At 56.2% G+C, this 26,012-nt stretch carries 23 protein-coding genes; 13 read left to right on the top strand and 10 right to left on the bottom strand.

What is annotated here, in order from left to right:
• Positions 1-110 precede the first annotated feature (110 nt).
• From gsiD to GEAM_RS04830, 5 genes are all read right to left on the bottom strand, one after another.
• Complete coding sequence (gene gsiD / locus GEAM_RS04850) at positions 111-1,037, bottom strand: glutathione ABC transporter permease GsiD (protein ID WP_185688175.1); 927 nt, start codon at positions 1,035-1,037, stop codon at positions 111-113.
• A 2-nt stretch (positions 1,038-1,039) separates the two neighbouring features.
• The gene (gsiC, locus tag GEAM_RS04845) at positions 1,040-1,960 is read right to left on the bottom strand and encodes a glutathione ABC transporter permease GsiC (protein ID WP_034789014.1); all 921 of its coding nucleotides are present in this window, start codon (positions 1,958-1,960) and stop codon (positions 1,040-1,042) included.
• 136 nt (positions 1,961-2,096) lie between these two features.
• Positions 2,097-3,647, bottom strand: a complete 1,551-nt coding sequence (gene gsiB / locus GEAM_RS04840; RefSeq protein ID WP_034789011.1) for a glutathione ABC transporter substrate-binding protein GsiB — start codon at positions 3,645-3,647, stop codon at positions 2,097-2,099.
• 59 nt (positions 3,648-3,706) lie between these two features.
• Complete coding sequence (gene gsiA, locus GEAM_RS04835; RefSeq protein ID WP_034789008.1) at positions 3,707-5,587, bottom strand: glutathione ABC transporter ATP-binding protein GsiA; 1,881 nt, start codon at positions 5,585-5,587, stop codon at positions 3,707-3,709.
• Positions 5,568-6,569 carry an isoaspartyl peptidase/L-asparaginase family protein gene (locus GEAM_RS04830; RefSeq protein WP_034789004.1) on the bottom strand — a complete coding sequence of 334 codons (1,002 nt, stop codon included), beginning with the start codon at positions 6,567-6,569 and terminating at the stop codon, positions 5,568-5,570. The genes gsiA and GEAM_RS04830 overlap by 20 nt, the downstream gene beginning before the upstream one ends.
• Positions 6,570-6,965: 396 nt before the next feature.
• On the opposite strand from GEAM_RS04830, the gene tsgA reads away from it, so the two are divergent.
• A complete protein-coding gene (gene tsgA, locus GEAM_RS04825) occupies positions 6,966-8,165 on the top strand; it encodes an MFS transporter TsgA (protein WP_034789001.1) in 1,200 nt (399 codons plus the stop codon).
• Between the two features lie 90 nt (positions 8,166-8,255).
• On the opposite strand, the gene GEAM_RS04820 is transcribed toward tsgA, so the two are convergent.
• Positions 8,256-8,486, bottom strand: a complete 231-nt coding sequence (locus GEAM_RS04820) for a DeoR family transcriptional regulator (RefSeq protein WP_034788997.1) — start codon at positions 8,484-8,486, stop codon at positions 8,256-8,258.
• A gap of 242 nt (positions 8,487-8,728) precedes the next feature.
• On the opposite strand from GEAM_RS04820, the gene moeA reads away from it, so the two are divergent.
• Together moeA and moeB are read left to right on the top strand one after the other, a co-directional pair.
• On the top strand, positions 8,729-9,973 hold the full coding sequence (gene moeA / locus GEAM_RS04815; RefSeq protein ID WP_034788994.1) for a molybdopterin molybdotransferase MoeA: 1,245 nt from the start codon (positions 8,729-8,731) through the stop codon (positions 9,971-9,973).
• A 2-nt stretch (positions 9,974-9,975) separates the two neighbouring features.
• The gene (gene moeB, locus GEAM_RS04810; RefSeq protein WP_034788991.1) at positions 9,976-10,737 is read left to right on the top strand and encodes a molybdopterin-synthase adenylyltransferase MoeB; all 762 of its coding nucleotides are present in this window, start codon (positions 9,976-9,978) and stop codon (positions 10,735-10,737) included.
• 195 nt (positions 10,738-10,932) lie between these two features.
• Here the strand turns inward: moeB and GEAM_RS04805 are convergent, their stop codons facing one another.
• The gene (locus GEAM_RS04805; protein ID WP_072009864.1) at positions 10,933-12,528 is read right to left on the bottom strand and encodes an ABC-F family ATPase; all 1,596 of its coding nucleotides are present in this window, start codon (positions 12,526-12,528) and stop codon (positions 10,933-10,935) included.
• 242 nt (positions 12,529-12,770) lie between these two features.
• Between GEAM_RS04805 and GEAM_RS04800 the strand changes: the two genes are divergently transcribed.
• The 7 genes from GEAM_RS04800 to GEAM_RS04770 all read left to right on the top strand — a co-directional run bounded on the left by GEAM_RS04800 (position 12,771) and on the right by GEAM_RS04770 (position 21,647).
• Positions 12,771-13,859: an AAA family ATPase gene (locus GEAM_RS04800; RefSeq protein ID WP_034788986.1), complete on the top strand. Its 1,089-nt coding sequence runs from the start codon at positions 12,771-12,773 to the stop codon at positions 13,857-13,859.
• Positions 13,860-13,989: 130 nt separating this feature from the next.
• Positions 13,990-15,135 carry an ankyrin repeat domain-containing protein gene (locus GEAM_RS04795; RefSeq protein ID WP_034788984.1) on the top strand — a complete coding sequence of 382 codons (1,146 nt, stop codon included), beginning with the start codon at positions 13,990-13,992 and terminating at the stop codon, positions 15,133-15,135.
• A gap of 178 nt (positions 15,136-15,313) precedes the next feature.
• Positions 15,314-15,526, top strand: a complete 213-nt coding sequence (locus tag GEAM_RS04790) for a hypothetical protein (RefSeq protein WP_034788981.1) — start codon at positions 15,314-15,316, stop codon at positions 15,524-15,526.
• A gap of 89 nt (positions 15,527-15,615) precedes the next feature.
• The gene (locus tag GEAM_RS04785; protein WP_034788979.1) at positions 15,616-16,857 is read left to right on the top strand and encodes a TolC family protein; all 1,242 of its coding nucleotides are present in this window, start codon (positions 15,616-15,618) and stop codon (positions 16,855-16,857) included.
• On the top strand, positions 16,854-18,113 hold the full coding sequence (locus GEAM_RS04780; protein WP_210435873.1) for an efflux RND transporter periplasmic adaptor subunit: 1,260 nt from the start codon (positions 16,854-16,856) through the stop codon (positions 18,111-18,113). The genes GEAM_RS04785 and GEAM_RS04780 overlap by 4 nt, the downstream gene beginning before the upstream one ends.
• A complete protein-coding gene (locus GEAM_RS04775; protein WP_034788975.1) occupies positions 18,110-21,289 on the top strand; it encodes an efflux RND transporter permease subunit in 3,180 nt (1,059 codons plus the stop codon). Before GEAM_RS04780 ends, GEAM_RS04775 begins: the two co-directional genes overlap by 4 nt.
• A 1-nt stretch (position 21,290) precedes the next feature.
• Positions 21,291-21,647: a copper-binding protein gene (locus GEAM_RS04770; RefSeq protein WP_034788973.1), complete on the top strand. Its 357-nt coding sequence runs from the start codon at positions 21,291-21,293 to the stop codon at positions 21,645-21,647.
• Between the two features lie 59 nt (positions 21,648-21,706).
• On the opposite strand, the gene GEAM_RS04765 is transcribed toward GEAM_RS04770, so the two are convergent.
• Entirely contained in the window at positions 21,707-22,594 is an 888-nt protein-coding gene (locus GEAM_RS04765) for a nucleoside-specific channel-forming protein Tsx (RefSeq protein ID WP_034788971.1), read from the bottom strand.
• Positions 22,595-23,043: 449 nt separating this feature from the next.
• Here GEAM_RS04765 and parS point away from each other — a divergent pair, with 449 nt between their 5' ends.
• Together parS and GEAM_RS04755 are read left to right on the top strand one after the other, a co-directional pair.
• Positions 23,044-23,505 carry a type II RES/Xre toxin-antitoxin system antitoxin gene (parS, locus tag GEAM_RS04760; protein WP_034788968.1) on the top strand — a complete coding sequence of 154 codons (462 nt, stop codon included), beginning with the start codon at positions 23,044-23,046 and terminating at the stop codon, positions 23,503-23,505.
• Positions 23,502-23,960 (top strand): RES family NAD+ phosphorylase, encoded by a 459-nt coding sequence (locus tag GEAM_RS04755; RefSeq protein WP_034788965.1) that lies wholly within the window; start codon positions 23,502-23,504, stop codon positions 23,958-23,960. The genes parS and GEAM_RS04755 overlap by 4 nt, the downstream gene beginning before the upstream one ends.
• A gap of 11 nt (positions 23,961-23,971) precedes the next feature.
• Here GEAM_RS04755 and GEAM_RS04750 read toward each other — a convergent pair whose 3' ends face one another.
• Positions 23,972-24,421 carry a DMT family transporter gene (locus tag GEAM_RS04750; RefSeq protein WP_034788961.1) on the bottom strand — a complete coding sequence of 150 codons (450 nt, stop codon included), beginning with the start codon at positions 24,419-24,421 and terminating at the stop codon, positions 23,972-23,974.
• Positions 24,422-24,423: 2 nt separating this feature from the next.
• Positions 24,424-24,858 carry a DMT family transporter gene (locus tag GEAM_RS04745; protein ID WP_034788958.1) on the bottom strand — a complete coding sequence of 145 codons (435 nt, stop codon included), beginning with the start codon at positions 24,856-24,858 and terminating at the stop codon, positions 24,424-24,426.
• Between the two features lie 101 nt (positions 24,859-24,959).
• Between GEAM_RS04745 and GEAM_RS04740 the strand changes: the two genes are divergently transcribed.
• Positions 24,960-25,901, top strand: a complete 942-nt coding sequence (locus tag GEAM_RS04740; protein ID WP_034788955.1) for a LysR family transcriptional regulator — start codon at positions 24,960-24,962, stop codon at positions 25,899-25,901.
• The last annotated feature ends 111 nt before the right edge of the window (positions 25,902-26,012 follow it).

The following is a 26,012-nucleotide window of genomic DNA, read 5'->3' as shown; positions in this document are numbered from 1 at the left end:
TCACAACAAAAAAACGCGGGATTGCACAAGGGGGCGCGTTTACGCCCCCTTTGCCCGGTGTGGGCCGGCGCCCACGGTTTTGAAAGGCTTTTCCAAAAGCCCCTCCCGTCTTACCCTTTTAACTTCGGATCCAACGCATCTCTCAACCCATCTCCCAAAAGATTAAACGCCAATACCGTCAGGAATATCGCCAGACTGGGGAAAATCGCCACGTGCGGGGCCATGACCATGTCGGCGCGGGCTTCGTTGAGCATTGCGCCCCACTCTGGGGTTGGGGGTTGGGCACCCATGCCGAGGAACGACAGGCTGGCGGCGGTGATGATTGACGTGCCGATGCGCATGGTGAAATAGACCACAATGGCCGACAGCGTGCCGGGCAAAATGTGGCGGAACAGGATGGTGAAGTCAGACGCGCCGATGCTGCGTGCCGACTCAATATAGGTCTGGCGTTTCAGCACCAGCGTATTGCCGCGCACCAAGCGGGCAAAGGCCGGGATGCTGAAAATCGCCACCGCGATGATAACGTTCGACATGCCGTTGCCCATCACCGCCACCACGGCAATCGCCAGCAGAATGCCGGGAAAAGCAAACAGTACGTCGCAAACGCGCATAGTGATGCGATCCCACCAGCCTTCGTAGTAGCCTGCCAGCAGGCCAAATACCGTGCCGATAATACCGCCCAGCACCACCGACAACACCCCCGCCGCCAGCGAAATACGGGCACCCATCAAAATACGGCTGAAAATATCTCGCCCGAGTGAATCCACGCCCAGCCAGTGAATCAATGACGGACCTTCATTCAGACGGTCGTAGTCAAAATAGTTTTCTGCATCGAAGGGCACAATCCACGGGGCTAGCGCGGCTACCGCAATCATCAAAATAATGAAGACGCCCGCTGCCAAGGCAATGTGCTGCTGGCGAAAACGCCGCCAGAAGGCTTTCCAGGGTGTGCGCACCTGCTGCTTTTGCACCGACTCCGCGGTCATCACCGGCATCGAGGCCAGCACGGCATTACGCCGCCAGTTTTTCATGCGCATGCTCACTTGTACCGAATTGAAGGGTTGATGACTGCATAAAGCATGTCGACCAATAAGTTGATCAGGATGAACTCCAGTGAGAACAGCAGCACCTCGGCTTGAATCACCGGGTAGTCGCGCATTTCTACGGAATCAATCAACAGACGCCCGAGGCCCGGCCAGTTGAAGACTTTCTCCACCACGATAGAACCACCGAGCAGGAAGCCGAACTGGAGACCCATCATGGTCACTACCGGGATCATCGCGTTACGCAGGCCGTGTTTCACCACCACCAGCGTTTCGCGCACGCCCTTGGCACGCGCGGTGCGCATGTAGTCCTCTTGCATCACTTCGACAAAAGAGGCACGAGTGAAGCGGGCCATAATTGCCGCCACCGCCGCGCCCAGCGTGATAGAAGGCAGAATGTAGTGCTGCCAGCCGTCTGCGCCGATAGTCGGCAGCCAGCCAAGCTGCACCGAGAACACCTGCATTAGTAGCATACCGAGAGCGAAGGCTGGGAAGGAGATGCCGGAGACCGCCAGCGCCATGCCCACGCGGTCAGGCCAACGATTGCGCCAAACGGCAGACACCACGCCAATCACTAGCCCGAAAATCACCGACCACAGCATGCTAGTGAGCGTGAGCCACAGGGTGGGCAGGAATCGTGAGCCAATCTCATCAATTACCGGGCGCTTCGACACCATCGAATGGCCGAAGTCGCCGCGCAGAGCGTGGCTAAAGAAGGTGAAAAATTGCTGATAGAGCGGCTTATCGAGACCTAAATCTTTGCGAACCAGCTCAACAACGCTCTGGTCAGCATCCTGTCCCGCAGCCAATCTCGCCGGGTCGCCTGGTAGCAAATGCACAAACAGAAAAACCAACACCGCCACAATGAGCAGGGTTGGTATCAATCCGAGTAATCGTTTTAGGAAGTAATTCAGCATGACAGATTAACTGCGCCCATTAAAAAAACCTCTGAGACGTTAGCAAGAAACAAATTCACGGGGAAGCCTGTCGTGAGGCGCGGTTTGAGCGCCCCACTTCCTGCTTCCCCGAATGAACTTAGCTAGTCGAAAGTGATTACTTCACGTCCGCATCGTCAAAGTTGAATGAGGTATCCGGCATCACGTAGAAGCCGCTCAGGCGTTTGTTCTGAGCAGAAACCAGACGCTCGGTCACCAAGAAGGCCCAAGGTGCGTCATCCCAAATTTTGGTCTGAGCATCTTCGTACAGCTTGGCTTTCTCAGTTTTATCGGTGGTTTTCAGCGCATCGGCCAAGTCTTTATCAACCGCCGGGTTGCTATAGAACGCGGTGTTGAACTGCTTAGGTGGTGCTGACTGAGTGGCGAACAGCGGCGTCAATGCCCAATCCGCTTCACCGGTAGAAGCTGACCAGCCGGTGTAGAACAGGCGAACGCCCGCGTCTTTCTGGCCGACGTTTTCTACTTGTGCTGCACGCTGCGCGGCGTCAAACGCGGTCACGGTGACTTTGATGCCAACCTGAGCCAACTGCTGTTGAGCAAACTGAATCACTTTCTGCGCGGTGCTGCTGTTGTGCGAAGACCACAGCGTAGTGGTGAAACCGTTCGGGTAGCCCGCTTCTTTCAGCAACTCTTTGGCTTTGGCCGGGTCGTAAGGCCAAGGTTTGAATTTCGCAGCATACTCGATGCCCTGCGGCAGCGGGCCTTCTGAAGGCACGGCGTAACCGGCAAAGGCCACTTTGATCAGCGCGTCTTTGTTGATGGCGTAGTTGATTGCCTGACGAACTTTCAAGTTATCAAACGGCTTCTGGGTCACGTTGAAGCTGATGTAACGGTGCAAGATTGACGGCGCGGTCACCACGTCAAGCTTGGTGTTTTTCTCCAGCAGCGCGGTTTGCTCGTAAGGTACTGGGAAAGCGAAATCAGCCTCACCGGTTTGCAGCATCGCGGCGCGGGTGTTGTTATCCACCACCGGGCGGAAGGTAATAGAGTCGAGCTTCGGCTCGCCTTTCTTCCAGTAACCGTCGAATTTCTTCACTTTCACGAAATCAGTCTGGTTCCACTGGTCCAGCACGTACGGGCCAGTACCCACAGGGTGGAAGCCGATGTCTTTGCCATATTTGGTCAGCGCCGCCGGGGAGATGATAACCGCAGACGGGTGAGCCAAGTTGTTGATGAAGGCTGAGAATGGCGTCTTCAGGGTGATTTTCACCGTGTTGGCGTCAACGACTTCGGTCTTATCGATGTTTTTGAACAGGTTGTAACGCTTGAGATGGCTGTCTGGATTGCTGGCGCGATCAAGGTTAACTTTTACCGCTTCGGCGTTGAAGTCGGTGCCGTCCTGGAACTTGATCCCCGGATGCAGCTTGATGGTGTAAACTAGACCGTCTTTGCTCACGGTGTAGCTTTCAGCCAGCACGTTGACCAGTTTGAGGTTTTTATCAAAGCCAAACAGGCCCTGATAGAACGATTTTGCCACCGCCTGCGACAAGGTGTCGTTGGCATCATACGGGTCAAGTGAAGTGAAGTTAGACCCAACGGCGATAGTGACGTCTTTTGCTGCCCATGCAGAGCCGGAAGCCAGTCCGCCAACCACGGCGACGGCGAGGATGGCTTTGCGAAGCACTGCCTTACCCTTCAATGTTTGCATCCAATTTTCCTTTTTATAATTGCCTGTCAAAGTGACTTATCTTTATGACTACACCAGAATCAATACAGGCCGCCAACGGCGTGCCTTGCAACATAATGCCCCTCGGCAACGCGCACTAATGGCGAGACAACAGGCTCATCATGCAGTGCGCGGATCGGGCTTGGAATATCATCCACCAGCAGCGCGTGATCTTTGCTGCGATGGGCAGGATCAGCAACCGGAACGGCCGCCATCAGCTTGCGGGTGTAAGCATGTTGAGGATTCTCAAACACCGCGCGTCTTGGGCCAATTTCAACAATTTGCCCCAGATACATCACCGCCACGCGGTGGCTAATGCGCTCCACCACCGCCATGTCATGGGAAATAAACAGGAAAGCGATGCCAAACTCGCGCTGTAAATCCATCAGCAGATTGACGATCTGCGCCTGAATCGACACGTCGAGCGCCGAGACGGACTCATCGGCAATCACCACTTTCGGGTTGAGCGCCAGCGCGCGGGCAATGCAAATTCGCTGCCGCTGGCCGCCTGAGAACTCGTGCGGGTAGCGCTGCGCGTGCTCCGGCAGCAGCCCCACCTTCTCCAGCAGCCACGCCACTCGCGCCTCGGCCTCTTTGCCGCGCGCCACGTTGTGTACCAGCAGCGGCTCCATAATGGAGTAGCCGACGGTCAGGCGCGGGTCGAGCGAGGCATAAGGGTCCTGAAAGATAAATTGTATATCACGGCGCAAATGTTGCAGCGCCGGGCCTTTCAGGTCAGTAATGGTCTGGCCGTTGAAGGTGATACTTCCACCCTGACTTTCCACCAGCCGCAGCAGAGAGCGCCCAGTGGTAGATTTACCACAGCCGGACTCGCCCACCAGCGCCAGCGTTTCGCCGGGATAGAGGTCGAAACTGACTTTTTCCACCGCGTGAACCTGACGCGTGACGCGGTTGAGGATGCCGCCACGCAGGTTGAAACGGGTGACCAAGTCGCGAACTTGCAGCACAGGCTGCGCACCCGGTTTCAGCGTATCCTGAGTTAAATCCGCCGGTGATTCGGCCAGCTCTTCATCATGGACCAGCAGCGGGAAACGCGCCGGCAGATTCTTGCCGGTCATTGCCCCGAGCTTTGGCACGGCGGAGAGCAGCGCCTTGGTATAAGGGTGCTGAGGCGCGCGGAAAACCGTGCTGACATCCCCGACTTCCACCTTATTACCGCGATACATCACCAGCACGCGGTCGGCAATTTCCGCCACCACGCCCATATCATGAGTGATGAAAATCACCCCCATGTTCATCTCTTTTTGCAACACGCGGATCAGTTGCAGAATTTGCGCCTGAATGGTCACGTCCAGCGCGGTGGTTGGCTCGTCGGCCACCAGCAGTGCCGGTTTGCACGACAGCGCCATGGCAATCATCACGCGCTGGCGCATCCCGCCAGAGAGCTGGTGCGGGTAGCTGTCGAGAATATTTTTGGCTTCGGGAATGCGCACTAAATCCAGCATACGCAGAGCTTCAGCGCGGGCGGTGCGGTGATCTTTCCCCTGATGCAAACGGATGGATTCGGCAATCTGCTCGCCCACCGGGAACACCGGGTTGAGGGAGGTCATCGGCTCCTGAAAAATCATCGCGATATCAGCACCGCGCAGCGAGCGCATTGACGATTGCGACGCCGCGGTGGTGTCCACCACTTCGCCATTGCGCCGACGGAACAGCACCTGACCCTGAGTGATTTGCCCGCCGCCCTGCTCCACCAGACGCATCAGCGCCAGCGAGGTAACGGATTTCCCCGAGCCGGATTCGCCAACAATCGCCAGCGTTTCGCCACGATGCACGTCGAAACTGAGATTGCGCACGGCTTCAATTGCCTGACCTTCATGGTGAAAGCGCACGCTGAGGTCGCGCGCGGACAGCACCTGATTGTCCGGCAGAATTAGCGGCTTATTTGTAGATGGCTGCATTTGGCCGTTCTCCCACGTAAGCCACGCCGCGATACATCCCTTCACTGTTAAACGGCAACGCCACGTTGCCCAAGCTATCCACGGCAATCAGGCCACCGGAGCCGCCGAGGGCGACCAGCTTTTCCATCACCACTTTGTCCGTTGCTTGCTGCAAGGTGAGCCCCGCGTAATCTAGTAAAGCCGCCACATCATAGGCTGCGACGCTGCGCATAAAGACTTCGCCAGTTCCAGTGCAAGAGACCGCCACCGTCTGGTTATTGGCATAGCAGCCCGCGCCGATAATCGGCGAGTCGCCCACGCGCCCGGCCTGCTTATTGGTCATGCCGCCGGTTGAAGTCGCGGCAGCCAGATTACCCTCAGCGTCGAGGGCCACGGCACCGACCGTACCGAATTTGCGATCGGCATCGAGAGGATCGTCAGATCCCGCCGCCGCGCCGTCGTGATCGAGCACCACGCCGCTTTCGCTGGCAATGGCGCGCGTCAGTTGGTCATAGCGGTCTTGGGTCGAAAAGAAGTCGGCTGCCACCATTTCTTGCCCGTGGTTACGCGCAAAACGCTCGGCACCCTCGCCGGTAAACATCACGTGCGGGCTGACTTCAAGGATTTTGCGGGCGGTAAGAATGGGGTTACGGATATGGTTAACGCAGCTAATGGCTCCGGCGTCCAGCGTGCGGCCATCCATGATGCTGGCGTCCAGCTCGTGGGTGCCCTGATGAGTAAACACCGCGCCGGTTCCAGCGTTGAATAACGGGCACTCTTCGAGCAGGCGTACGGCTTCGGTCACGGCGTCTAAAGCACTGCCGCCCGCCGCCAAAATCTGCTGTCCGCTGGTGAGAATGCTCTCCAGCGCCTGAAGATAGCGCTGCTCTTTTTCAGCACTCATGGCCGCTCGGGTAATAGCCCCGGCACCACCATGAATCGCAATAACCGGACGCTTTTTGTCCGAAATGGAAGCGTCAGGAACAGGAGTCGTAGAACTCATTCGCACTGTACCCTGTGTTAATAAAAGGTTAGATCGAGCTTTTTTTGACTATATTTAGCCCGCTACAGTATGTAAAGCAGAAATGTATAACCAGAATTAATAAGCTAATTGCTTAGAATATTTAGGAAAATTAAATAATGGGATCGTATAAACAGGCGAGACAAACGTCTAAATAACAGGAATAATAAACGTCCTATCCCCAAAATAATTTACGTTACGGCTGGGTGGCAAATGCCCCTTGATGCGTAGCATAGAGGGGATTTCGTGGTGCAAGGTGTCTCTGGCAAGGCTTCCCACTCTCTTAAAACGGCTTTTACATACTCAAATGCTCAAGTTTTCGTAGGATGGCGCCCCGCCGGATAGCGAAGGATGAAGAGTACTCTTAGGAAATAGGTTATGGATACTGTGTACAACCGCCGCCGGATTAATGTTATCTCGTGGCTGAGTTACTTTTTTACCGGCGGACTGGTTTCAACGCTAGGTATTGTTATCGGGCCGGTGGCAACCGCGTTCAATAAAGATCCGGCGTTTATTGGTTTAATGTTCTCCCTGATGAACATCGGCCTGTTCCTGCCGATCATGGTCAGCGGCCTGCTGATGCGTAAATTCGATTTGGGCAAGCAGCTGATCACCGGCTCTGTTATCTCCGTGCTGACCTGTATCGCCCTATTCCTGATGCCTTCTATTACCCTGTTCGGCATTGGCGTGTTCCTGATTGGCTCCACCGCTGGCCTGATGATGTCGATTGGCAGCTATCTGGTGGTGCGTATCAATGACGACCCGAAAAAGCGCTCTGCCAACCTGATTTTCACCGACTTCTTCTTCGCCCTCTCCGGCATGACCCTCTCCCTGCTGCTCGGCTTCCTGTTCAAGCATGGCGCGAGTTGGCTGGCGATGTACGGCATCATGGGCACCCTGAGCCTGTTGATGATTTTGCTGTGCGTTGGGCAGAAATTCCCGTCCGTTCCGCAGCCGGAAAAAAGCGTTGCAAACCAAGAAGTGGCGAAAGAGCCTTGGGGCATCGCGGCCTACGTGCTGTGCTTCGCGCTGTTCGCCTTCGTGTTCAGCGAGCTGGTCTTTACTCTGTGGATGCCAAGCTGGCTGCTCGAGCATTTCCATCTGGATGCTGACCGCTCGGCGTTTTACATCACCATTTACTGGACAGTTAAGGCGATTGGCCTGTTCCTAAACCAGTTCACCGTGCGTTTCGTCAAGCTGCGCACCTTCCTGCTTATCTCCGCCATTGTTGGCCTGATTAGCCTGAGCGTGGTGACGCACAGCGAATCTACTACGCTGGTGATGATTGGCGTGGGTGTCTTCGGCTTCTGTAACTCCGGCATGTTCTCTGGCCTGATGAGCTACGGCAGCCTGCAAGTGAAGAAATCGCCGCCAACCCTGACCTCTGCGCTGCTGACCACCGCGTCAGTCGGCACACTGATCTTCGCCTCTTTCTCCTCCTTTATTCACCGCGAATTCGGCCTGTTCTGGGCGCTGAATATTGCCAGCATCTCTTATGTGCTGCTGGTGATTGCGGTAGTGATTGCCGGGATTAAGAGTAAAGCGGAAAAAATTCACCACAACGCGTCGGCGCACTGATCGCCCGCTAACCGTGGTTGAAGCATAAAAAAAGGGAAGACAGCGATGTCTTCCCTTTTTGCATTCTGCGCAACAGATTTGGCTTTCGCGTTAAAGCTGCGGTGCCTGTTGCAGGCTGTTTACCCAGCCGGTGGTCGGCTGCTGGATCAGGCGGCGAGCGCGGCCGTGGCGGCGCAAAATTAACCCCTGATCCTGCATTTCACTGAGGTCGCGGCGAATCGTTTCCAGGCTGACATTCAGCCACTCGGCCAATTCGCTGACTTGAACTACCTCATGTTCGTCCACCAACCGAAGGATCGCTTGATGGCGGTTTTTTTTCATCACAATGCAACTCCCGACGGCAATAGACATTTATTTGTGCGTTATGTCACAAAATTGACCGTAATAATACCTAGGTTTTCATATTAATTTCGGGATCGATCTCAATTTTTCTGTAAAAGTTATTCACGCTAACTCTCGATTTATTGACCGCCGTTTTCTCTTCCTTTGCGTAGTCTGACATAATGTTCCCATGCTTTTGCCCCACTCAGCCGCCAACATGTCGGCAGGCACACAAGGAATTTATGATGGAATTCAACACCGCAGGTCTTATCTCGCTGCAAGACGCACTGGACAAAATGCACGGTCACATCGCCTCGAAAGCGCCGCCAGAAGCGGAATCCGTGCCACTGACCGCCGCCGCAGGCCGCATTACTGCCGCACCGGTGCGCTCTCCAGTCTTCGTGCCGCCCTTTGATAACTCGGCAATGGACGGTTACGCCGTGCGCTGCGCCGACCTGCACGACGGCGCGGTGCTGCCGGTGGCGGGCAAAGCCTTCGCCGGTGCGCCTTTCAACGGCGAGTGGCCTGCGGGAAGCTGCATTCGCATCATGACCGGCGCGCCGGTGCCGCAAGGCGCGGACGCCGTCATCATGCAGGAGCAGGCTGAAGTCAGTGACGCGGGCGTACGCTTCACCGCCGATGTCCAGCCGGGGCAGAACATCCGACTGATTGGCGACGACATCAAACAGGGCGACAGCGTATTGGCTAAAGGCGTGCGCCTCGGCGCGGCAGAGCTGCCGCTGCTGGCTTCGCTGGGCATTGAGCAAGTCGAAGTGTTCAAGCCGCTGAAAGTGGCGATTTTCTCCACCGGCGATGAGCTGCAACCCGTCGGCACGCCTTTGCAGGAAGGCCAAATCTACGACACCAACCGTTTTGCCGTTCGCCTGATGCTCGAGCAAATGGGCTGCGCGGTGCTGGATTTAGGCATTATTCGCGATGACCCGCAGGCACTGCGCCACGCATTTGAACAGGCCGACGACTATGCGGATCTGGTGATTTCCAGCGGCGGCGTCTCGGTAGGCGAAGCCGATTACACCAAGAAGATGCTCGATGAGCTGGGCGAGATTGGTTTCTGGAAGCTGGCGATTAAGCCGGGCAAACCTTTCGCCTTCGGCAAACTGAAAAACGCGTGGTTCTGCGGCCTGCCGGGCAACCCGGTCTCCGCCGCCCTCACCTTCTACCAGATGGTGCAGCCGTTTATCGCCGGGCTGAGTGGTTACAGCAGCTGGTCGCTGCCTCCGCGCTTTAAAGCCAAGGCAGTGACGCCGTTTAACAAATCTCCGGGGCGTTTGGATTTCCAGCGCGGCATTTTCACCACCAGCGCCACGGGTGAATTAGAGGTGCACAGCACTGGTCATCAGGGCTCGCACGTGTTTAGCTCCTTCAGCCAGGCTAACTGCTTTGTGGTTTTGGAACGCGAACGTGACCGCGTTGCCGCCGGTGAATGGGTCGATGTCGAACCTTTTAACGCCCTGCTGAGAGGCTAAACATGAATACGCTGCCTGAACTGACTGACGCCGAAACCCTGCGCTACAACCGCCAAATCGTGTTGAAAGGTTTTGATTTCGACGGGCAGGAGAAGCTGAAAGCCAGCCACGTGCTGGTGGTCGGGCTGGGCGGTTTAGGCTGCGCCGCCGCGCAATATCTGGCGGCGGCGGGCGTGGGCTCCATGACGCTGCTGGACTTCGACACCGTGTCGCTCTCCAATCTGCAACGGCAGATTCTACATAGCGACGCGCGCATCGGCATGCCTAAAGTGGCCTCTGCGGCACTGGCTCTGGCGGAAATTAACCCGCACGTAGCCCTGAAGCAGATTGACCATCAGCTTGACGACGAGGAGTTACAGCAGGCCATCGCCCGCTGTGACTTAGTGCTGGATTGCACCGACAACGTGGCCATCCGCGACCAGCTAAACCGCACCTGTTTCCAGCTCAAAACGCCGCTGGTTTCAGGGGCCGCCATCCGCATGGAAGGCCAGCTCAGCGTGTTCACCTATCAGCCGGACGAGCCTTGCTATCGCTGCCTCAGCCGCCTGTTTGGCGAAAACGCCCTGACCTGCGTCGAAGCTGGTGTCATGTCCCCGCTGGTCGGTACAATCGGCAGTCTGCAAGCCATGGAAGCCATCAAACTTCTCACACATTTCGGCCAAACCCTGCGTAGCCGATTACTGATGTTTGACGCCATGAGCATGCAGTTCAGAGAGATGAAACTGACCAAACACCCCGGATGCGAAGTCTGCGGCAATCCATAAACGCTAATTTCACGCATAAAAAAACCGCCTCTCGGGGCGGTTTTTTATTTTATGAAGCTTGCTACTAGCAATCCTCAAAATCATTCGTGCTGCATCAAGGCGGCAACTAAGCGAGACCCCGGGAGCATACACAAGTATGTGACCGGGGCGAGCGAAGGCAGCCAACGCCGAGGCAGCGCGAAGGATGACGAGGATTTAGTTATCGATGCCCTTGCTACGCAGATAATCTTCATACGTACCTGAGAAATCGACGATCTTATTCGGCGTGATCTCAATGATACGCGTCGCCAAGGAGCTCACGAACTCACGGTCGTGGGAGACGAAGATCAGCGTGCCTTCGTACATCTCCAGCGCCATGTTCAGTGACTCGATGGATTCCATATCCATGTGGTTGGTTGGCTCATCCATAATCAGGATGTTTGGACGATGCATCATCAGTTTCCCGAACAGCATGCGGCCTTTCTCACCACCAGAAAGCACTTTTACTTTCTTCTTGATATCGTCCTGACCAAACAGCAAACGGCCTAAGATGCCGCGAACTGCCTGCTCGTCGTCCTTCTCGGATTTCCACTGGCTCATCCAGTCGAATACGTTCAGCGTCTCATCGAATTCATATTCGTGATCCTGCGCGTAGTAACCGATTTTGGCGTTTTCGGACCATTTCACGCTGCCGCTGTCTGGCTCAAGGTCGCCTACCAGCGTTTTCAGCAGGGTTGATTTACCGATACCGTTGGCACCCAGAATGGCAACTTTCTCGCCCACTTCCAGCATCAAACCGAGGTTTTTAAACAGCGGACCGTTATCAAAACCTTTGGTGAGTTTTTCCACTTCCAGCGCGTTACGGAACAGCTTCTTGTCCTGCTCGAAACGGATGAATGGATTCTGGCGGCTGGACGCTTTGATTTCGTCGAGCTGAATTTTGTCAATCTGACGGGCACGCGAGGTCGCCTGTTTAGATTTAGAGGCGTTGGCGCTAAAGCGGCTCACGAAAGATTGCAGCTCAGCGATTTGCGCTTTCTTCTTGGCGTTATCGGCAGTCAGGCGCTCACGAGCCTGAGTGGCCGCCGTCATGTACTCGTCGTAGTTGCCCGGATAAACGCGCAGTTCGCCGTAGTCCAAGTCAGCCATGTGAGTACAGACCATGTTCAGGAAGTGACGGTCGTGCGAAATGATGATCATGGTGCTGTTACGCTCGTTCAGCACTTGCTCCAGCCAGCGAATAGTATCGATGTCCAGGTTGTTCGTCGGTTCGTCGAGCAACAGAATTTCTGGGTCGGAGAACAGTGCCTGCGCCAGCAATACGCGCAGTTTAAAGCCCGGCGCGATTTCGCTCATCGGGCCGTAATGTTGCTCAACCGGAATACCCACGCCGAGCAGCAGCTCACCGGCGCGAGATTCCGCGCTGTAGCCATCCATTTCGCCGTAAGCTACTTCCAGATCGGCCACTTTATAGCCGTCTTCTTCGCTCATTTCTGGCAAGGCGTAAATACGGTCACGCTCTTCTTTCACGGCCCACAGCTCTGTGTGGCCCATGATCACGGTGTCGAGAACAGAGAATTTCTCGAACGCAAATTGGTCCTGACGCAGCTTACCCAGACGTTCGTTCGGGTCGAGCACGACGTTACCACCGGAAGGCACTAAGTCGCCGCCGAGGATCTTCATGAAAGTGGATTTACCACAGCCGTTCGCGCCGATCAGGCCATAACGGTTGCCGCCGCCAAATTTCACGGAAATGTTTTCAAATAACGGCTTGCTGCCGAATTGCATGGTGATGTTGTAAGTACTTAGCACAACGCTCGCTCTTAATTAGGAATGTGATTTGGCGCGCATTATGCCACAACGCCACAAGGAGATCGCCTATCGGCGTGGTCATTTTTCAGGCAGGTGGCAGGTATTTGTCTGAGGAGGAGCGTGATGAGGCAACCTAGGGCGTCGCGAGGGGTCAAAAAATCAAAATCACTCTGTTTGAATCTGTGCAAAAATGGCGGCGGATGACAGTTTTTTGACCCAGCAGCTAAGGGAAAGCGCATAAGATGATCCGCAATATCCACATTGATAACTATCGCTCAGCCAAAAATATCTCTCTGCAACTCAACCAGTTAAATATTATTTTTGGGCCAAACGGCTGCGGAAAGTCGAACATTTATAAAGCGATTCATCTACTGTCCGGTGCGGCCTCTGGCCAGATTTCTTCCATGCTCAGTGAAGAGGGCGGCATTGAAAACACCCTATGGTCTGGCATCCACAGCCCGTCGGCCGGGCCGCGCAGAATGCGTTTAGCCTGCGAGACAGACACATTCGAATACGAATTACAGATGGGTTTTCCCGAGAAACTGCCCTATCCGACCCACTTTGGGCTAGATCCCATCGTCAAGGAGGAGCACATTTGGCTGGCCGGGTTCAACCGCCGCCCCTCTTCGCAGGTGTTGAAGAGAAAGAATCAGGCAGTGTTTTTATCTAATATCCACGGCGAAAAGGTCACCCACGCCGGATCGATTTACGAGAATGAATCCTTCTTTGGGCAGCTTGGCGAGCCGCATCTCTACCCCGAGGTGTCGCAGGTGCGCGAAACCATCCGCAACTGGCGCTTCTACCATGAGTTTGATGTCTCGCGCCGTTCGGGTATCAGGCAGCCACAGGTGGCCTTTAGGTCGCCGATCCTTGCTGGCGACGGCAGCAATCTGGCCGCCGCATTCCAGACCATTGTGGAAATCGGCGATATCGAACTGCTGACTGAAATCCTCGACGCCGCCTTCCCGCAGTGCTCCTTTTTCTGCCGCAATGACAACGCGCGCTTCACCCTGATGATGAACCGCGAAGGGCTGACGCGCCCGCTGGAGTGCAGCGAGATGTCCGACGGCACCATTCGCTTCCTCTGTCTCGCCGTCGCCCTGCTCAGCCCAAGGCCACCGGCCTTTATCGCGCTGAATGAGCCGGAAAACAGCCTGCATCCGCAGATGCTCCCGGCGCTGGCGAAGCTAATCTCCGAAGCCAGCCGCTACTCGCAAATATGGCTGACCAGCCACTCTCCCGAGCTGGCGAGCCAAATCAGCGAGCACGTCACCTTCCAGTTATACGAACTGTCGATAGCCCAAGGTCAGACTCAGGTTCATCAGCTATAAGCTGCCAGCAGCGCGACGCTAATTTGCGTTATTTTCGGAACCGAAGCCGTTTCAAGACCACTTATTGGAAAAATCCCCTGCTGTCAGGCGGGGCTCTATTTGCACTAACTGGTCAACTAAGCGAGACGTCATGGAAGTTCAAAAACAGGGACATCTGCCGAGCGAGCTGCTGCACAACGTTTTTTCTAACCTGAAAGATGATGCGAAATCGCTGGCGGCGATGTCAGAAACCGACAAGCACAGCCGCGCCAACGCGCTCTACACCTTCAGCACCTTCCCCGAGGGCGAAAAGCAGCAGCAGTTGCTTAAAGCCGTGCTCGGGCGGGATGAAAAAACCGTGCGTTTTATTCTTTCCAGCCGCATTAATCCTGAGTTGATTAATAAGCCGACCAATTTCCAACACGGCTCGCACAATGCTTGGGCCTGCGCGGTATCTGGCTCGAGGAAGGATATTGTCAGCATGCTGGCGTCCTATCCCGGCGCGGTGCCGACGACAGAGAATCTGCGCCAGGCTCTGCTGCACTATGACTCTTCGCTCTTTCCCATCATGCTCAACAAAGCCCTGAGCGCCAATCCCAACCTGTTACAGAAGGAAGGCACCGGCTTGCTTAACTCGGCAATTGGGCAGATGAAACATGAGCTTATTCCGTCGCTTATCCATCACGCCGGGGTGGATATCAATAACACGCTGGCGGACAGCAACCAGACGCCACCGCTGGGACGGGCGATTCAACGCGGCGATAAGCAGAGCGTCAGCGCGCTACTCAACTCGCCAAACATTGATGTCAACAAGGGCGACCGTCAGGGCAATACCCCGCTGCACATTGTGTTGAGTAAGGATTTGCCGAGCCGCAGCATGACTGAAAGCCTGCTCAACGACCGTCGCCTTAATCCTAATTTGAAGAATGCCAGCGGGCAGTCGCCGCTGCATATGCGCAGCCGGTTCAGCGGCGTGACCTTTATGCATAATCAGTATGTGAAAACCCTGTCCCAGCCCGACATGAAACCGATGAAACTGCTGCTGTCGCGCCCCGACGTCGATGTCAATTTGCAGGACACCCACAAGGGCGACACCGCGCTGCACATCTGCGCCAAATCCGGCAACAGCCAAGGCATTGCCCTGCTGCTCAGCCACCCGAACATCAATTTGAATGTAAAGAATCGACAGGGTGAGACGGCCCGTGACGTGGCAAAACGTTATAAAAACCCGGAGATCTCACAGATGCTGAAGCAGGATAATTCGTTGATGAGTAAGGTGAAAAACTGGAAGATCTAGTTACGTATCTGCTGTCACGTTTTGTTAATTTTCAGCAGATGCAAATTTCCGTCACTTAACTTACACTCCGGCTCATGAAAACGATCCGTCTGCTTATTTTGCTCATTTTGTCCATTACGCTGCCCTCTCTGGGGCTGGCGTCGATGAACTTGATGGCGCAATGTAATCTGATGACTGTATGGCGAGCAAAAGCGCGCTGTCATCCTCGCACGGCAAGCAGCAGAGCGGCCAAACCTGTAAGTTTGGTTCTAACTGCAACCTCAACACCATTTTGACCTCTTTTGCTCCGCTGAATTTGTCTGCGCCTTACCAAGCAGATGCTCAACCTACCCCAGAAACACCCTTTTCTCCTCCTCTTGAAGGCCAGTGGCGCCCTCCTCGGCTGGCGTGATTCTTAACGACTGTTAACGCCGTCCAGCCTGTGGCTTGGCGGAATAGGTATGCCTTCGCGCGTGCCGTTACTTTCATGGGATCACCACGATGTCCTTCAAATCGTTCTATCTTCCTGCCCAGCTTTTGCTGGTGGGAATTGCGCCCTTGGCTCACGCCGCGCCGCTGACTTTCAGCTATGCGGTGAGCAGCGCTTTACAGCAATCACCCGAACTCTCTGCCAGCCAGACCGCCGTGCGCTCGGCGCAATCCTCGGCCATTCCGGCCGGTGCTTTGCCTGACCCGAAACTGGTGACCGGCATCGACAACTTTCCGATTTCCGGCCCGGCTGCCAACTCCTTCACCGAAGAGTCCATGACCATGGAGAAGCTCGGTGTGATGCAGGATTTCCCTAACTCCGCCAAGCGCGATGCGCGGGAAGATGTCGCCAGCGCGCAAATCCAGCAGGCCGGTTCTCAACACAATGTGTTGCAAGTCGACGTGGCACAGGGCGCGGCCGTGGCGTGGATAACGCGCTATTACCTCGAGCAGCAGCTCGGCCTATTGCAGCAGCTTGAGCATGAAAATGACGCGCTGGGCAAAGCCCTTCAGGCTCAGGTGGTTTCCGGACGCACAGGCCTTGCCGACTCGCTGAATGCCGATGAAAAACGGGCAGACTTGGCGGATCGCGAAGACCAACTGCGCCGCGAGCTGCGGGTTGCCACCGCCACCCTCAGCCGCTATATCGGCCAGGATGCCGAACAGCCGCTGGTCGGCCACGCCCCGGACCTGCCGGTGGATGGCGCGAGCTACATCAAGTCCTTGCAAAAAACCGCCAAAATTCAGGCTTTCAACAGTGATACCGCCAAGGCTAAAGCCGAACTGCGCGCCGCCGAAGCGGAGAAAAAGCCGGACTGGAGCGTGGAGCTTGATTACCAGCGCCGCGACCCGATGTACGGCAACATGGTGTCGGTGCAGTTCACCGTCGGCCTGCCGCTGTTTGCCGCCAGCCGCCAAGACCCGATCATCGCCGCCAAAACCCTCGATCTCACCCAAGTCGGCGAACTGCGCGACGCCGCCATTCGCCAATTAACCAACCAGCTGGACAACGATCTCGCCGACTACGCCACTCTCGGACGGCAGATTGCGCGCATAGACCAGCAGTGGCTGCCCCTCGCCCGGCAAAAAGTCTCTCTGCTCACCGCCAGTTATTCACGCGGCACCAGCGACAGCGCGGCTCTGATTAATGCCCGCAGCGCGGTGCTGGAGCAGCAACTGAGAAAAGCCGGTTTGCAAAGCCAGCGCGACCAACTGGCCGCAGCCCTCTATTACATCTTTGCTGGAGTTCAATGATGAAAATTAAATCCTTCAAGCTGGCGGCTCTGGCACTGCTTTGCATCGCGGCTGGCGGCGCTTCGGGCTATTGGCTGGCGAAAAGCCAAGCTCCGGCGGCGCAACAAGCTCCGGCCAAAACCGCCACGGCGGCCGAGCCGAAAGCCCTCTATTGGTATGACCCCATGGCTCCGGCCCAGCATTTCGACAAGCCGGGCAAGTCGCCGTTTATGGACATGCAACTGGTGCCTAAATACGCCGACGCGGCGGACTCAACAACGGCAGACAGCGGCGTGAAAATTGACGGCGGTATGGTGCAGAACTTGGCGATTCGGCTCGCTCCGGTAGTCCAAGGGCCAATCACTTCCAGCATTCGCGCCGTGGCAAACGTGGTGCTAAATGATCGCGAAGTGGCAATTGTGCAGGCACGCAGCAACGGTTTTGTGCAGCGCAGCTACCCGCTGGCGGCGGGTGACGTGGTAGCCGCCGGTGCGCCACTGGTCGATTTGCTGATGCCAGACTGGGCGGGCGCTCAGGCGGAATATCTGGCCCTGCTGCACGGCGGTGACAGCACGCTGCGCGCCGCCGCCAGGCAGCGTCTGGTGCTGCTCGGCATGCCCGCCTCGCTGATTAATCAGGTCACGCGGAGCGGCAAGGCCCAGCCGGTCTACACCCTTACTGCGCCAATCGGCGGCGTGATTCAGTCACTCGACATTCGCCAAGGCATGACGGTGGCCAACGGCAGCACGCTGTTGCAGCTCAACGGCATTTCCAGCGTCTGGCTGCAAGTGGCGGTCCCCGAGGCGCAGGCCTCACAGGTGCAAAACGGCCAAACGGCGCAAATCAGCTTCCCGGCTTATCCGGGGAAAACATTTAGCGGCAAAGTCAGCGCGATCCTGCCGGTGGCCGAAGCGGCGAGCCGGACCTTAAATGTCAGGATTGAAGTCGCCAACCCGCAGCAACTGATCAGGCCGGGGATGTTCGCGCAGGTTAGCCTGCAAAGCAGCAGCGCGGCTGACAGCCTGTCGGTGCCGAGCGAGGCGATTATTCGCACCGGCCTGCGCAACGTGGTGATTGTCAGCGAGGCTAACCACCACTTCGCGCCGGTAGAAGTGCAGCTTGGGGCTGAGTCCGCAGGCCGCACTCAGGTGCTCTCCGGCCTGCAAGCGGGCCAGCAGGTGGTAGCTTCCGGCCAATTCCTGATTGATTCAGAAGCCAGCCTGCAGGGCGTTCTGGACAAGATGGATACGGCGCAAAGCGGAGGGACACAGCCATGATCGCCTTGCTGATCCGCTGGTCTATCGCCAACCGTTTTCTGGTGCTGATGGCGACGCTGTTTATCGCCGCCGCCGGGATCTGGGCCATTAATACCACGCCGGTCGACGCCCTGCCGGACCTCTCCGACGTGCAGGTGATTGTGCGCACCAGCTATCCGGGGCAAGCGCCGCAAATCGTCGAGAATCAGGTCACCTACCCGCTGACTACCACCATGCTGTCGGTGCCCGGCGCGCAGACGGTGCGCGGCTATTCGTTTTTCGGCGACTCTTTCGTCTACGTGATTTTCAAAGAAGGCACTGACCTCTACTGGGCGCGTTCACGGGTGCTGGAGTATCTCAGCCAAGTGCAGTCACGCTTACCGGCGGGGGCGAAACCGGCGCTCGGACCAGACGCCACGGGCGTTGGCTGGGTATATGAATACGCATTAGTAGATAAAAGCGGCAAGCACGACCTCAGCCAACTGCGCGGTATACAGGACTGGTTCCTGCGCTTCGAGCTAAAAAGTCTACCGAACGTGGCGGAGGTTGCCAGCATCGGCGGCATGGTCAAGCAGTACCAGATTGTGCTCGACCCGGTGAAGATGGCGGCTTATCGCATTGCTCAGCAAACCGTGGTTAACGCCGTACAGCAGGCCAATCAGGAAGCCGGGGGATCCGTGCTGGAACTGGCGGAAACCGACTACATTGTGCGGGCTTCGGGCTACCTGAAAACCCTCGACGACTTCAGGAAAATTCCTCTCAGCGTGGAGAACGGCATTCCAATTACGCTGGGCGACGTGGCGACGGTGCAAGTGGGGCCAGAACTGCGCCAAGGCGTGGCCGATCTTAATGGTCAGGGAGAGAGCGTCGGCGGCGTCATCGTGCTGCGTTCCGGCGAAAATGCTCGGGCAACTATCGCCAGCGTGAAGCAGAAGCTGCACGAGTTGCAGCGCAGCCTGCCGGACGGCGTGGAAGTGGTGCCGGTGTATGACCGCAGCAAGCTGATTGATCGCTCCATCGACAACCTCACGCATAAATTAATTGAGGAATTTGTGGTGGTGACGCTGGTCTGCGCGCTGTTCCTGTGGCACTTCCGCTCGGCGCTGGTGGCGATTATCTCCCTGCCGCTCGGCATCATGATTGCCTTCCTGCTAATGCGCATTCAGGGCATCAACGCCAACATGATGTCGCTGGCGGGCATTGCGATTGCGATTGGCGCGATGGTCGATGCCGCCATCGTGATGATTGAAAACGCCCATAAGAAGATTGAGCACTGGCGCGCCGAGCACCCCGGCGAGAAGCTGGAAGGTCAGGCGCACTGGCAGGTGATTAGCGACGCGGCGACGGAAGTCGGCCCGGCGCTGTTCTTCAGCCTGCTGGTGATCACCCTGTCGTTTATTCCGGTCTTTACGCTGGAGTCGCAGGAGGGCAAGCTGTTCGGCCCGCTGGCCTTCACCAAAACCTACGCCATGGCCGGGGCCGCCCTGCTCTCCATTACGCTGGTGCCGGTGCTGATGGGCTTTTGGATCCGTGGGCGTATTCCCGATGAAACCCGCAACCCGATTAACCGTGGCCTGACTCGGGTCTATCGCCCAATACTCAACTGGGTGCTGAACTGGCCTAAGCTGACGCTGCTGCTGGCGGTGCTGACGCTGTTCACCGTGGCATGGCCGCTAGACAAGATTGGCTCGGAGTTTTTGCCAGCAATTGACGAGGGCGACCTGCTGTACATGCCGTCGGCGCTGCCGGGGCTATCGGTCTCCAAGGCTTCACAACTGCTGCAACAGACCGACCGGCTGATTAAAACCGTGCCGGAAGTGCAAAGCGTGTTTGGCAAAGCCGGGCGCGCCGAAAGCGCCACTGATCCCGCGCCGGTCGAGATGTTCGAAACCACCATTCAGTTCAAGCCGCGCGACCAGTGGCGCAAAGGCATGACGCCGGACAAGCTGGTGAAAGAGCTGGACCGCGTGGTGAAAGTGCCGGGGCTGGCAAACATCTGGGTGCCGCCAATTCGTAACCGCATCGACATGCTGGCTACCGGGATTAAAAGCCCGATTGGCGTGCGTATTTTGGGGCCGTCGCTGGAGGCTATCGACCACACCGCGCAGGCCATCGAGAAGCTGGCGAAAGGCGTGCCGGGCGTGAGCTCGGCGCTGGCCGAACGCCTGAACGGCGGGCACTACATCGACGTAAACATCAACCGCGCCGAGGCCAGCCGTTACGGGCTGAACATTGCCGACGTGCAGGCGATTGTCTCCTCAGCGATTGGCGGGGCGAACATTGGTGAAACCGTCGAAGGGCTGGCGCGTTACCCCATCAACCTGCGCTATCCGCGTGAAATTCGTAACTCACTCAACGGGCTGCGCGAGTTGCCGATTTACACCCCGTCAGGCCAGCAAATCACCCTAGGCACGGTCGCCGCGCTGGGCATCAGTTCCGGCCCAACCATGGTGAAAACTGAGAATGCCCGGCTCTCTGGCTTGGTGTATATCGACGCGAACAGCCGTGACGTGACCTCGGTGGTCGAAAAACTGCGCCACGCGGTGGACCAGCAACTGCAGCTGCCGCCGGGGGTTAGCGTTGAGTACGCCGGGCAATTCGAATACCTGCAACACGCGGTGCAGCGCCTGAAACTGGTGGTTCCAGCCACCTTAGCCATCATCTTCCTGCTGCTGTATCTGATTTTCCGCCGGGTCGAAGAGGCCCTGCTGCTGATGTTCACCCTGCCGTTCGCTATGGTCGGCGGTATCTGGCTGCTCTACCTGCTCGGCTATAACTTGTCGATTGCCTCCGGCATTGGCTTTATCGCGCTGGCGGGCGTTTCAGCGGAGTTTGGGGTGATCATGCTGGTTTACTTGCGCCAAGCGATGCAGGCCCACAACCCAAACAACTTGCCAATCTCAGCGCGAGAAATGGATGAAGTTATCCGCGAAGGCGCGACCCTGCGCGTCAGGCCGAAAGCCATGACCGTGGCGGTTATTCTCGCGGGACTGCTGCCGATTCTTTGGAGCGGCGGCACCGGTTCAGAAGTGATGAGCAGAATTGCCGCGCCGATGGTCGGCGGCATGATAACCGCCCCGCTGCTATCGATGTTTATTATCCCCGCACTCTGGCGCCTGCTTGCCGCGCGCCGCTTTGCACGCACCACCCCAACTGAAAACACCTCAATCATTCAACACAAAGAAGGAAGGAAATAACATGTCTAAACTCATCAAAACCCTCGCACTGTCTGCCGTCATTTTCGCCGCTGCGCCGCAGTTTGCTTCTGCCACCAGCATGTCGGGTGACATGGCCGGAATGGATATGTCGGGCAATAGCGCCAAAAGTGATGTCGCCAAAGCCAGCGGCGTGGTCAAGAAAATCGACACCGCAAACGGCATGGTGACCTTGCAGCACGGTCCGATCCCGGCTATCCAGTGGCCAGCCATGACCATGGGCTTCAAAGTCGCCGATCCGGCACTGCTGAACACGATTAAAGAGGGAGAAGAGGTAGATTTCAGCCTGAAACCGGAAAACGGCAATCAGGTGGTGGTGGCGATAGCTGCCAAGAAATAAGTCCATAAAAAAACCCGGCTGCAAGGCCGGGTTTTTCACACTGTGCGCGAGGCGTCGGATTAGAAGTTGTAACCGATAACCGCGTAGTAACCCCAGCCGGTAGACTTCACGTCGAAGTTGCCGTTGCCGAAGTTCAGCTCTGCGCCATCTTGCCACTGGCCGCCGTTGTGGAAGTAACGCGCCACGAACGAGTAGTGCCAATGGGTGTAGTTCAGAGAAAGAATGTGGCTTGACGCGACAGAGTTGCTTGAACGCGCTTTACGGCCGTTCACGTCTGCGAAGTCGTTGTCACCTAAATCTGAACCCCAGTCGAAGTTGGTGAACCCGATGTAGCTCAGGTTACCGCCCCACAGTTGGGTCAATGGAACGAAGTATTTCACTTTGAAACGGTAACCGTCCCAGCTGTTTTCGTTCGCCGCACCGTAGTTTTCCCATTGGTATTTTGCATACACGTTCAGGGACAGGCTCATTGGCAGATGAGTATCGATATCGGTACCCAGACCCATGAACCACGTGTTCTGGCGGTTATCGCTGTTCGGGCCCATATCGTAGATATAGTTGTTCGCGAAGTACCACTCTTTGAACGGACCGAAGCTCAGGTCAGTGCCGGTCAGCTTATCGATAGAGAAGCGCGGTTCGATTTCCATAAACAGCGGAGAACCGTTCTTATCCCAGATACCGGTGTCGTTGCCGTTACCCGCGCCGAAGCTCTTAGGAATATCGATATAGCCGTAGAAATCGAACCAGTCTTTGTGTGCAAAGGCTTCATATTCCAGATAAACGTCGTTACGGATGGTTGGCCCGAAACGCGTATCCGCGCTGCCCACCACGTTAACGCTCTGGTGCCACCAGTCAGAAACGAATTCGCCTTGTGTGTCGTCAGCCAGCACGGTTGCGCTGTAAGACAAAGCTAAAAGTGCGCCAGCTGCAATTATTTTATTGTTCATTGATTTACCAGGGAGCGGTTAGAGAGCAACTCCTCGTGCCAGAAGGAGACAATTTTTTACGAAACAGTCAGGTCGGATTTACAGGTTATTGTCCTGCTATATCTGACTAAATGTTTAAAACCGTAATTGGCGTGCCACATCACTACGCATAAAAAAGAATTCAAAACTGTGATCCGCAACCGATTGCGAGCCTTTAATACAAAGGCTGTGTAATTTCCAGCCGCCACAGTTCAGTTTCAAATTTTGTTAGCTAATAAATAGATTTGGTCAATGTTTGTCAATTTCTGTTTCATCCTCATACACATTTTGTGTGATTGCCGTCACACAAAGTTCATGAATGGATGCTAAGAGAGCGCAAAGAAAGCTTCGCAAATTGTGCCAAATACGTACAACTGCCATTTGTCGTGCTATAGTAATGACAATTAGCCGAGTGAGAGAAGGAGTCTGTCATGGAGAGTAAAAATTCAGAGCTGCATTCCAAAAATGCCCCCATCCCTGCAATGCGTTTGTGGCAATCTGCGGGGCTTCCCGCAAGTGGAGGAATGAGTTTGATTAATGCCATACAGAAAGGTTTTTCAGTTGATAGTATCAATCGTCTGAATGCCGAACTGGGATGGTCAAAAATGGCACTATTGGAAATAATGGGGATCAACGAGCGCAGTTTTGCCCGCCGTAAAGCGGAAAATGGCCTGTTGAAAACCGAAGAGAGTGAGCGCGTCGCTCGCCTGATACGCATCGTGGATGCCGCCACCGATCTGTTCGAAGGCGACCGCAGCGCCGCCCTCGACTGGATACGTCGCCCTGCTCCCGCGCTGGGTGGCGTGCCGCCGGTAGAGATGCTGGCTTCAGAGGCCGGTGCGTTAGAAGTTAACCGACTGATTGGCCGTCTGGAATACGGGGTCTTTGGGTGAGATTGTATCGCATCGTCAAGACCAAACATCTTTCCACCGCGTGGTCAGGAACCGGCGCCCAACTTTACGGCGGGCGCTGGAATCCTCCCGGCAAGCCAGTGGTGTATCTCGCCACCAGCATCTCGCTGGCTATTCTTGAGATCATGGTCCATCTGCAAAGCAGTCTATTATTGCAGTCTTACACCCTGCTGAGCATTGATATACCTGATGAAAAGCTGGAGCAGTTGGATATCAACAATCTGAGCGAAGACTGGAAAGATCCTTTGCCGCCGGACAGCACCCAAAGCCTCGGCGAAGCTTGGCTTCAGTCCGCCAGCAGCGTTGGTTTGCGTGTGCCGTCGGTGATCGTGCCGAGCGAATTCAATGTGATTGTGAATCCGCTGCATCCTGATTTCGCTCCGTTGCTGGCCAGTGTTGAAAAGCAGCCAATGGCCTTCGACCCGCGCCTGATTTAACGCGACCGTCTTTAACGCGAACGGTCACTGCGATAAATCAGCCACAGCGCGATAGCCAGACAAGGGATCGCCGCAAGACGATGCCACGAAAGGCCAATGGTTGGGTTGTGCAGCCAGCCAAAGTTATCAATCAGCATCCCCATCGTCAGCTGGCCGAGGATCACCGCCACCGTGGCGGCTGCGGTACCAATGCGCGGCACGGCAATCACCATGATGATGATGTAAGGCACGCCAAACAGCGCGCCCATCAGCTGCCACTTCGGCACGGTCAGCAGCGTGGCGGATTGCGGAGTCTGCAAAAACAGCACCAGCAACGCGGTAATCGCAGCACCCACGCCAAAAGTCAGGAAGGCGCTTTTTAGCACGCCAACCTGCTCGCCTAACTTGCCGTTTACCGCCGCCTGCATGCTCAGCGCCGCACCGGCGATCACCGCCAAAACAATCATAATCAGTTCAGTCATTTTCAGCTCCAAGCAATCAGAATCAGCGCCGCGACAATGAACACCAGCGCCAGCAGGCGTTCACCGCCAACCTTTTTGGCCGTGGTACCAAACCAGCCAAAATGGTCAATCAACAAGCTTTTCGCCACCTGCCCGGAAAGCACGGCAATCATGGTCAAGCCGATACCAATCACCGGCGTCGCCAGCGTCAGCACAATCACGTATACCGGACCAAGCGCGCTGCCCAGCATCTGCCAGCCCGGTAATTGGTTGTAAGACACCGCGTTGCGTGGGCCGAAGAACAGCACCAGCAAGCCTGTCAGCACTGTCCCCACGCCGAAAATACTCAGCGTCGCCCACAGGTGGCCGACCTCTGTCCCTAGCGGGCCAATCAGCCCAGCTTCCATCGACAACCCCATTCCCGCCAGCACCACCAGCGGTATTAACAACAGATTCATGATTTTCCTGTTAAGCCATTCGCAAAGATGCGGACTATAGCGTGGCATTTCATTGCTAAAAACAGGACAATCTTGAAAATACCTTTGCGAGATACGCACAGATGGAAGGTTTTAATCAGATCAATTTCAAGTCACTCAAGCTGTTTGTCGCGGTTTTGGATTTGGGGAGTTTTTCCGAGGTGGCGCGGCGCGAAGCCCTCTCCCCCTCCAGCGTGTCGCGGGTTATCCAGCAGATGGAGCAAGCCCTGCAAACCCAGCTGCTTTATCGCAATACCCGCGCCGTTAGCCCTACCGAGTCCGGCAAGCTGTTGGGCCACCATGCGCGACAGGCGTTAGACCAAATCGCCCAAGCCGAGCGCGGTTTGCAAGAGCAAGATCTCGAGCCTAGCGGGCTGGTAAAAATCAACGCGCCGATTGTCTTCGGCCAGCGCCATATCGCCCCGTGGCTGCACGAGCTGTGCGCCCGTTATCCCAAGTTGCAGATTGAGCTGATGCAAACTGACGATTTTGTCGATCCACTGCACGACGCCACGGATTTGCTGATCCGCATTGGCGTCATGGCTGATTCCACCCTGCAAGCCCGCACCTTGGCCGTGCAGCGTTACTGTCTCGCCGCCAGCCCCGGCTATCTGGCAAAAGCCGGTACGCCAACTTCTCCCGAGGATCTCCTGCAACACAGCTGCTTAGTTTTTAAAGGCTACGTCGGCTCCCAGCGTTGGTTCTTCCGCCCGAAGTCCTTTGAAGAATGGCAAGCCTACAGCCTGCGCGGCGTGCTCACGGGCAACAACGCCGAAACCCTGACTCAGGCAGCCATCAACGGCATGGGGCTGGTGGTGTTCCCTACATGGCTGATTGGCGAGGCACTGCACGACGGCCGACTGGTCAGCGTGTTGGAGGAGTATCAAGTGTCAACCCAGCTTGAAACCCCCACCATTTCAGCGCTCTACCCACAGGGTAAACGGCTGTCGCTAAAGGTGCGGGCGGTGATTGATTTTCTGGTAGAGAAATATGGGGAGAGGCCTTATTGGGAGGCGGGTAATTGAGGAATTACTGGGCCTTTTTAAATTCAACTTCAAGTTCAAGACCTTGCGTTGCCACGCAAACTGGCCCTTAAGGTCAACACCGTGCGCTGCCGCCACACCGGCCTCAAGGGG

It is taken from the genome of Ewingella americana ATCC 33852 (assembly GCF_000735345.1).
Taxonomy (GTDB): domain Bacteria; phylum Pseudomonadota; class Gammaproteobacteria; order Enterobacterales; family Enterobacteriaceae; genus Ewingella; species Ewingella americana.
The sequence above is the reverse complement of the archived record's forward strand: the minus strand, read 5'-3'. Positions and strand labels throughout refer to the sequence as shown.

What these genes read in the sequence shown, in the direction of transcription:
- tsgA (WP_034789001.1), top strand. Translation starts at nt 6,966, where the DNA reads ATGGATACTGTGTACAACCGCCGCCGGATTAATGTTATCTCGTGGCTG.
- moeA (WP_034788994.1), top strand. Translation starts at nt 8,729, where the DNA reads ATGATGGAATTCAACACCGCAGGTCTTATCTCGCTGCAAGACGCACTG.
- GEAM_RS04780 (WP_210435873.1), top strand. Translation starts at nt 16,854, where the DNA reads ATGATGAAAATTAAATCCTTCAAGCTGGCGGCTCTGGCACTGCTTTGC.
- gsiD (WP_185688175.1), bottom strand. Translation starts at nt 1,037, where the DNA reads ATGCGCATGAAAAACTGGCGGCGTAATGCCGTGCTGGCCTCGATGCCG.
- GEAM_RS04830 (WP_034789004.1), bottom strand. Translation starts at nt 6,569, where the DNA reads ATGAGTTCTACGACTCCTGTTCCTGACGCTTCCATTTCGGACAAAAAG.
- gsiC (WP_034789014.1), bottom strand. Translation starts at nt 1,960, where the DNA reads ATGCTGAATTACTTCCTAAAACGATTACTCGGATTGATACCAACCCTG.
- GEAM_RS04775 (WP_034788975.1), top strand. Translation starts at nt 18,110, where the DNA reads ATGATCGCCTTGCTGATCCGCTGGTCTATCGCCAACCGTTTTCTGGTG.
- GEAM_RS04745 (WP_034788958.1), bottom strand. Translation starts at nt 24,858, where the DNA reads ATGAATCTGTTGTTAATACCGCTGGTGGTGCTGGCGGGAATGGGGTTG.
- parS (WP_034788968.1), top strand. Translation starts at nt 23,044, where the DNA reads ATGGAGAGTAAAAATTCAGAGCTGCATTCCAAAAATGCCCCCATCCCT.
- moeB (WP_034788991.1), top strand. Translation starts at nt 9,976, where the DNA reads ATGAATACGCTGCCTGAACTGACTGACGCCGAAACCCTGCGCTACAAC.
- GEAM_RS04770 (WP_034788973.1), top strand. Translation starts at nt 21,291, where the DNA reads ATGTCTAAACTCATCAAAACCCTCGCACTGTCTGCCGTCATTTTCGCC.
- GEAM_RS04750 (WP_034788961.1), bottom strand. Translation starts at nt 24,421, where the DNA reads ATGACTGAACTGATTATGATTGTTTTGGCGGTGATCGCCGGTGCGGCG.
- GEAM_RS04765 (WP_034788971.1), bottom strand. Translation starts at nt 22,594, where the DNA reads ATGAACAATAAAATAATTGCAGCTGGCGCACTTTTAGCTTTGTCTTAC.
- gsiB (WP_034789011.1), bottom strand. Translation starts at nt 3,647, where the DNA reads ATGCAAACATTGAAGGGTAAGGCAGTGCTTCGCAAAGCCATCCTCGCC.
- GEAM_RS04790 (WP_034788981.1), top strand. Translation starts at nt 15,314, where the DNA reads ATGGCGAGCAAAAGCGCGCTGTCATCCTCGCACGGCAAGCAGCAGAGC.
- GEAM_RS04800 (WP_034788986.1), top strand. Translation starts at nt 12,771, where the DNA reads ATGATCCGCAATATCCACATTGATAACTATCGCTCAGCCAAAAATATC.
- GEAM_RS04820 (WP_034788997.1), bottom strand. Translation starts at nt 8,486, where the DNA reads ATGAAAAAAAACCGCCATCAAGCGATCCTTCGGTTGGTGGACGAACAT.
- GEAM_RS04785 (WP_034788979.1), top strand. Translation starts at nt 15,616, where the DNA reads ATGTCCTTCAAATCGTTCTATCTTCCTGCCCAGCTTTTGCTGGTGGGA.
- gsiA (WP_034789008.1), bottom strand. Translation starts at nt 5,587, where the DNA reads ATGCAGCCATCTACAAATAAGCCGCTAATTCTGCCGGACAATCAGGTG.
- GEAM_RS04795 (WP_034788984.1), top strand. Translation starts at nt 13,990, where the DNA reads ATGGAAGTTCAAAAACAGGGACATCTGCCGAGCGAGCTGCTGCACAAC.
- GEAM_RS04740 (WP_034788955.1), top strand. Translation starts at nt 24,960, where the DNA reads ATGGAAGGTTTTAATCAGATCAATTTCAAGTCACTCAAGCTGTTTGTC.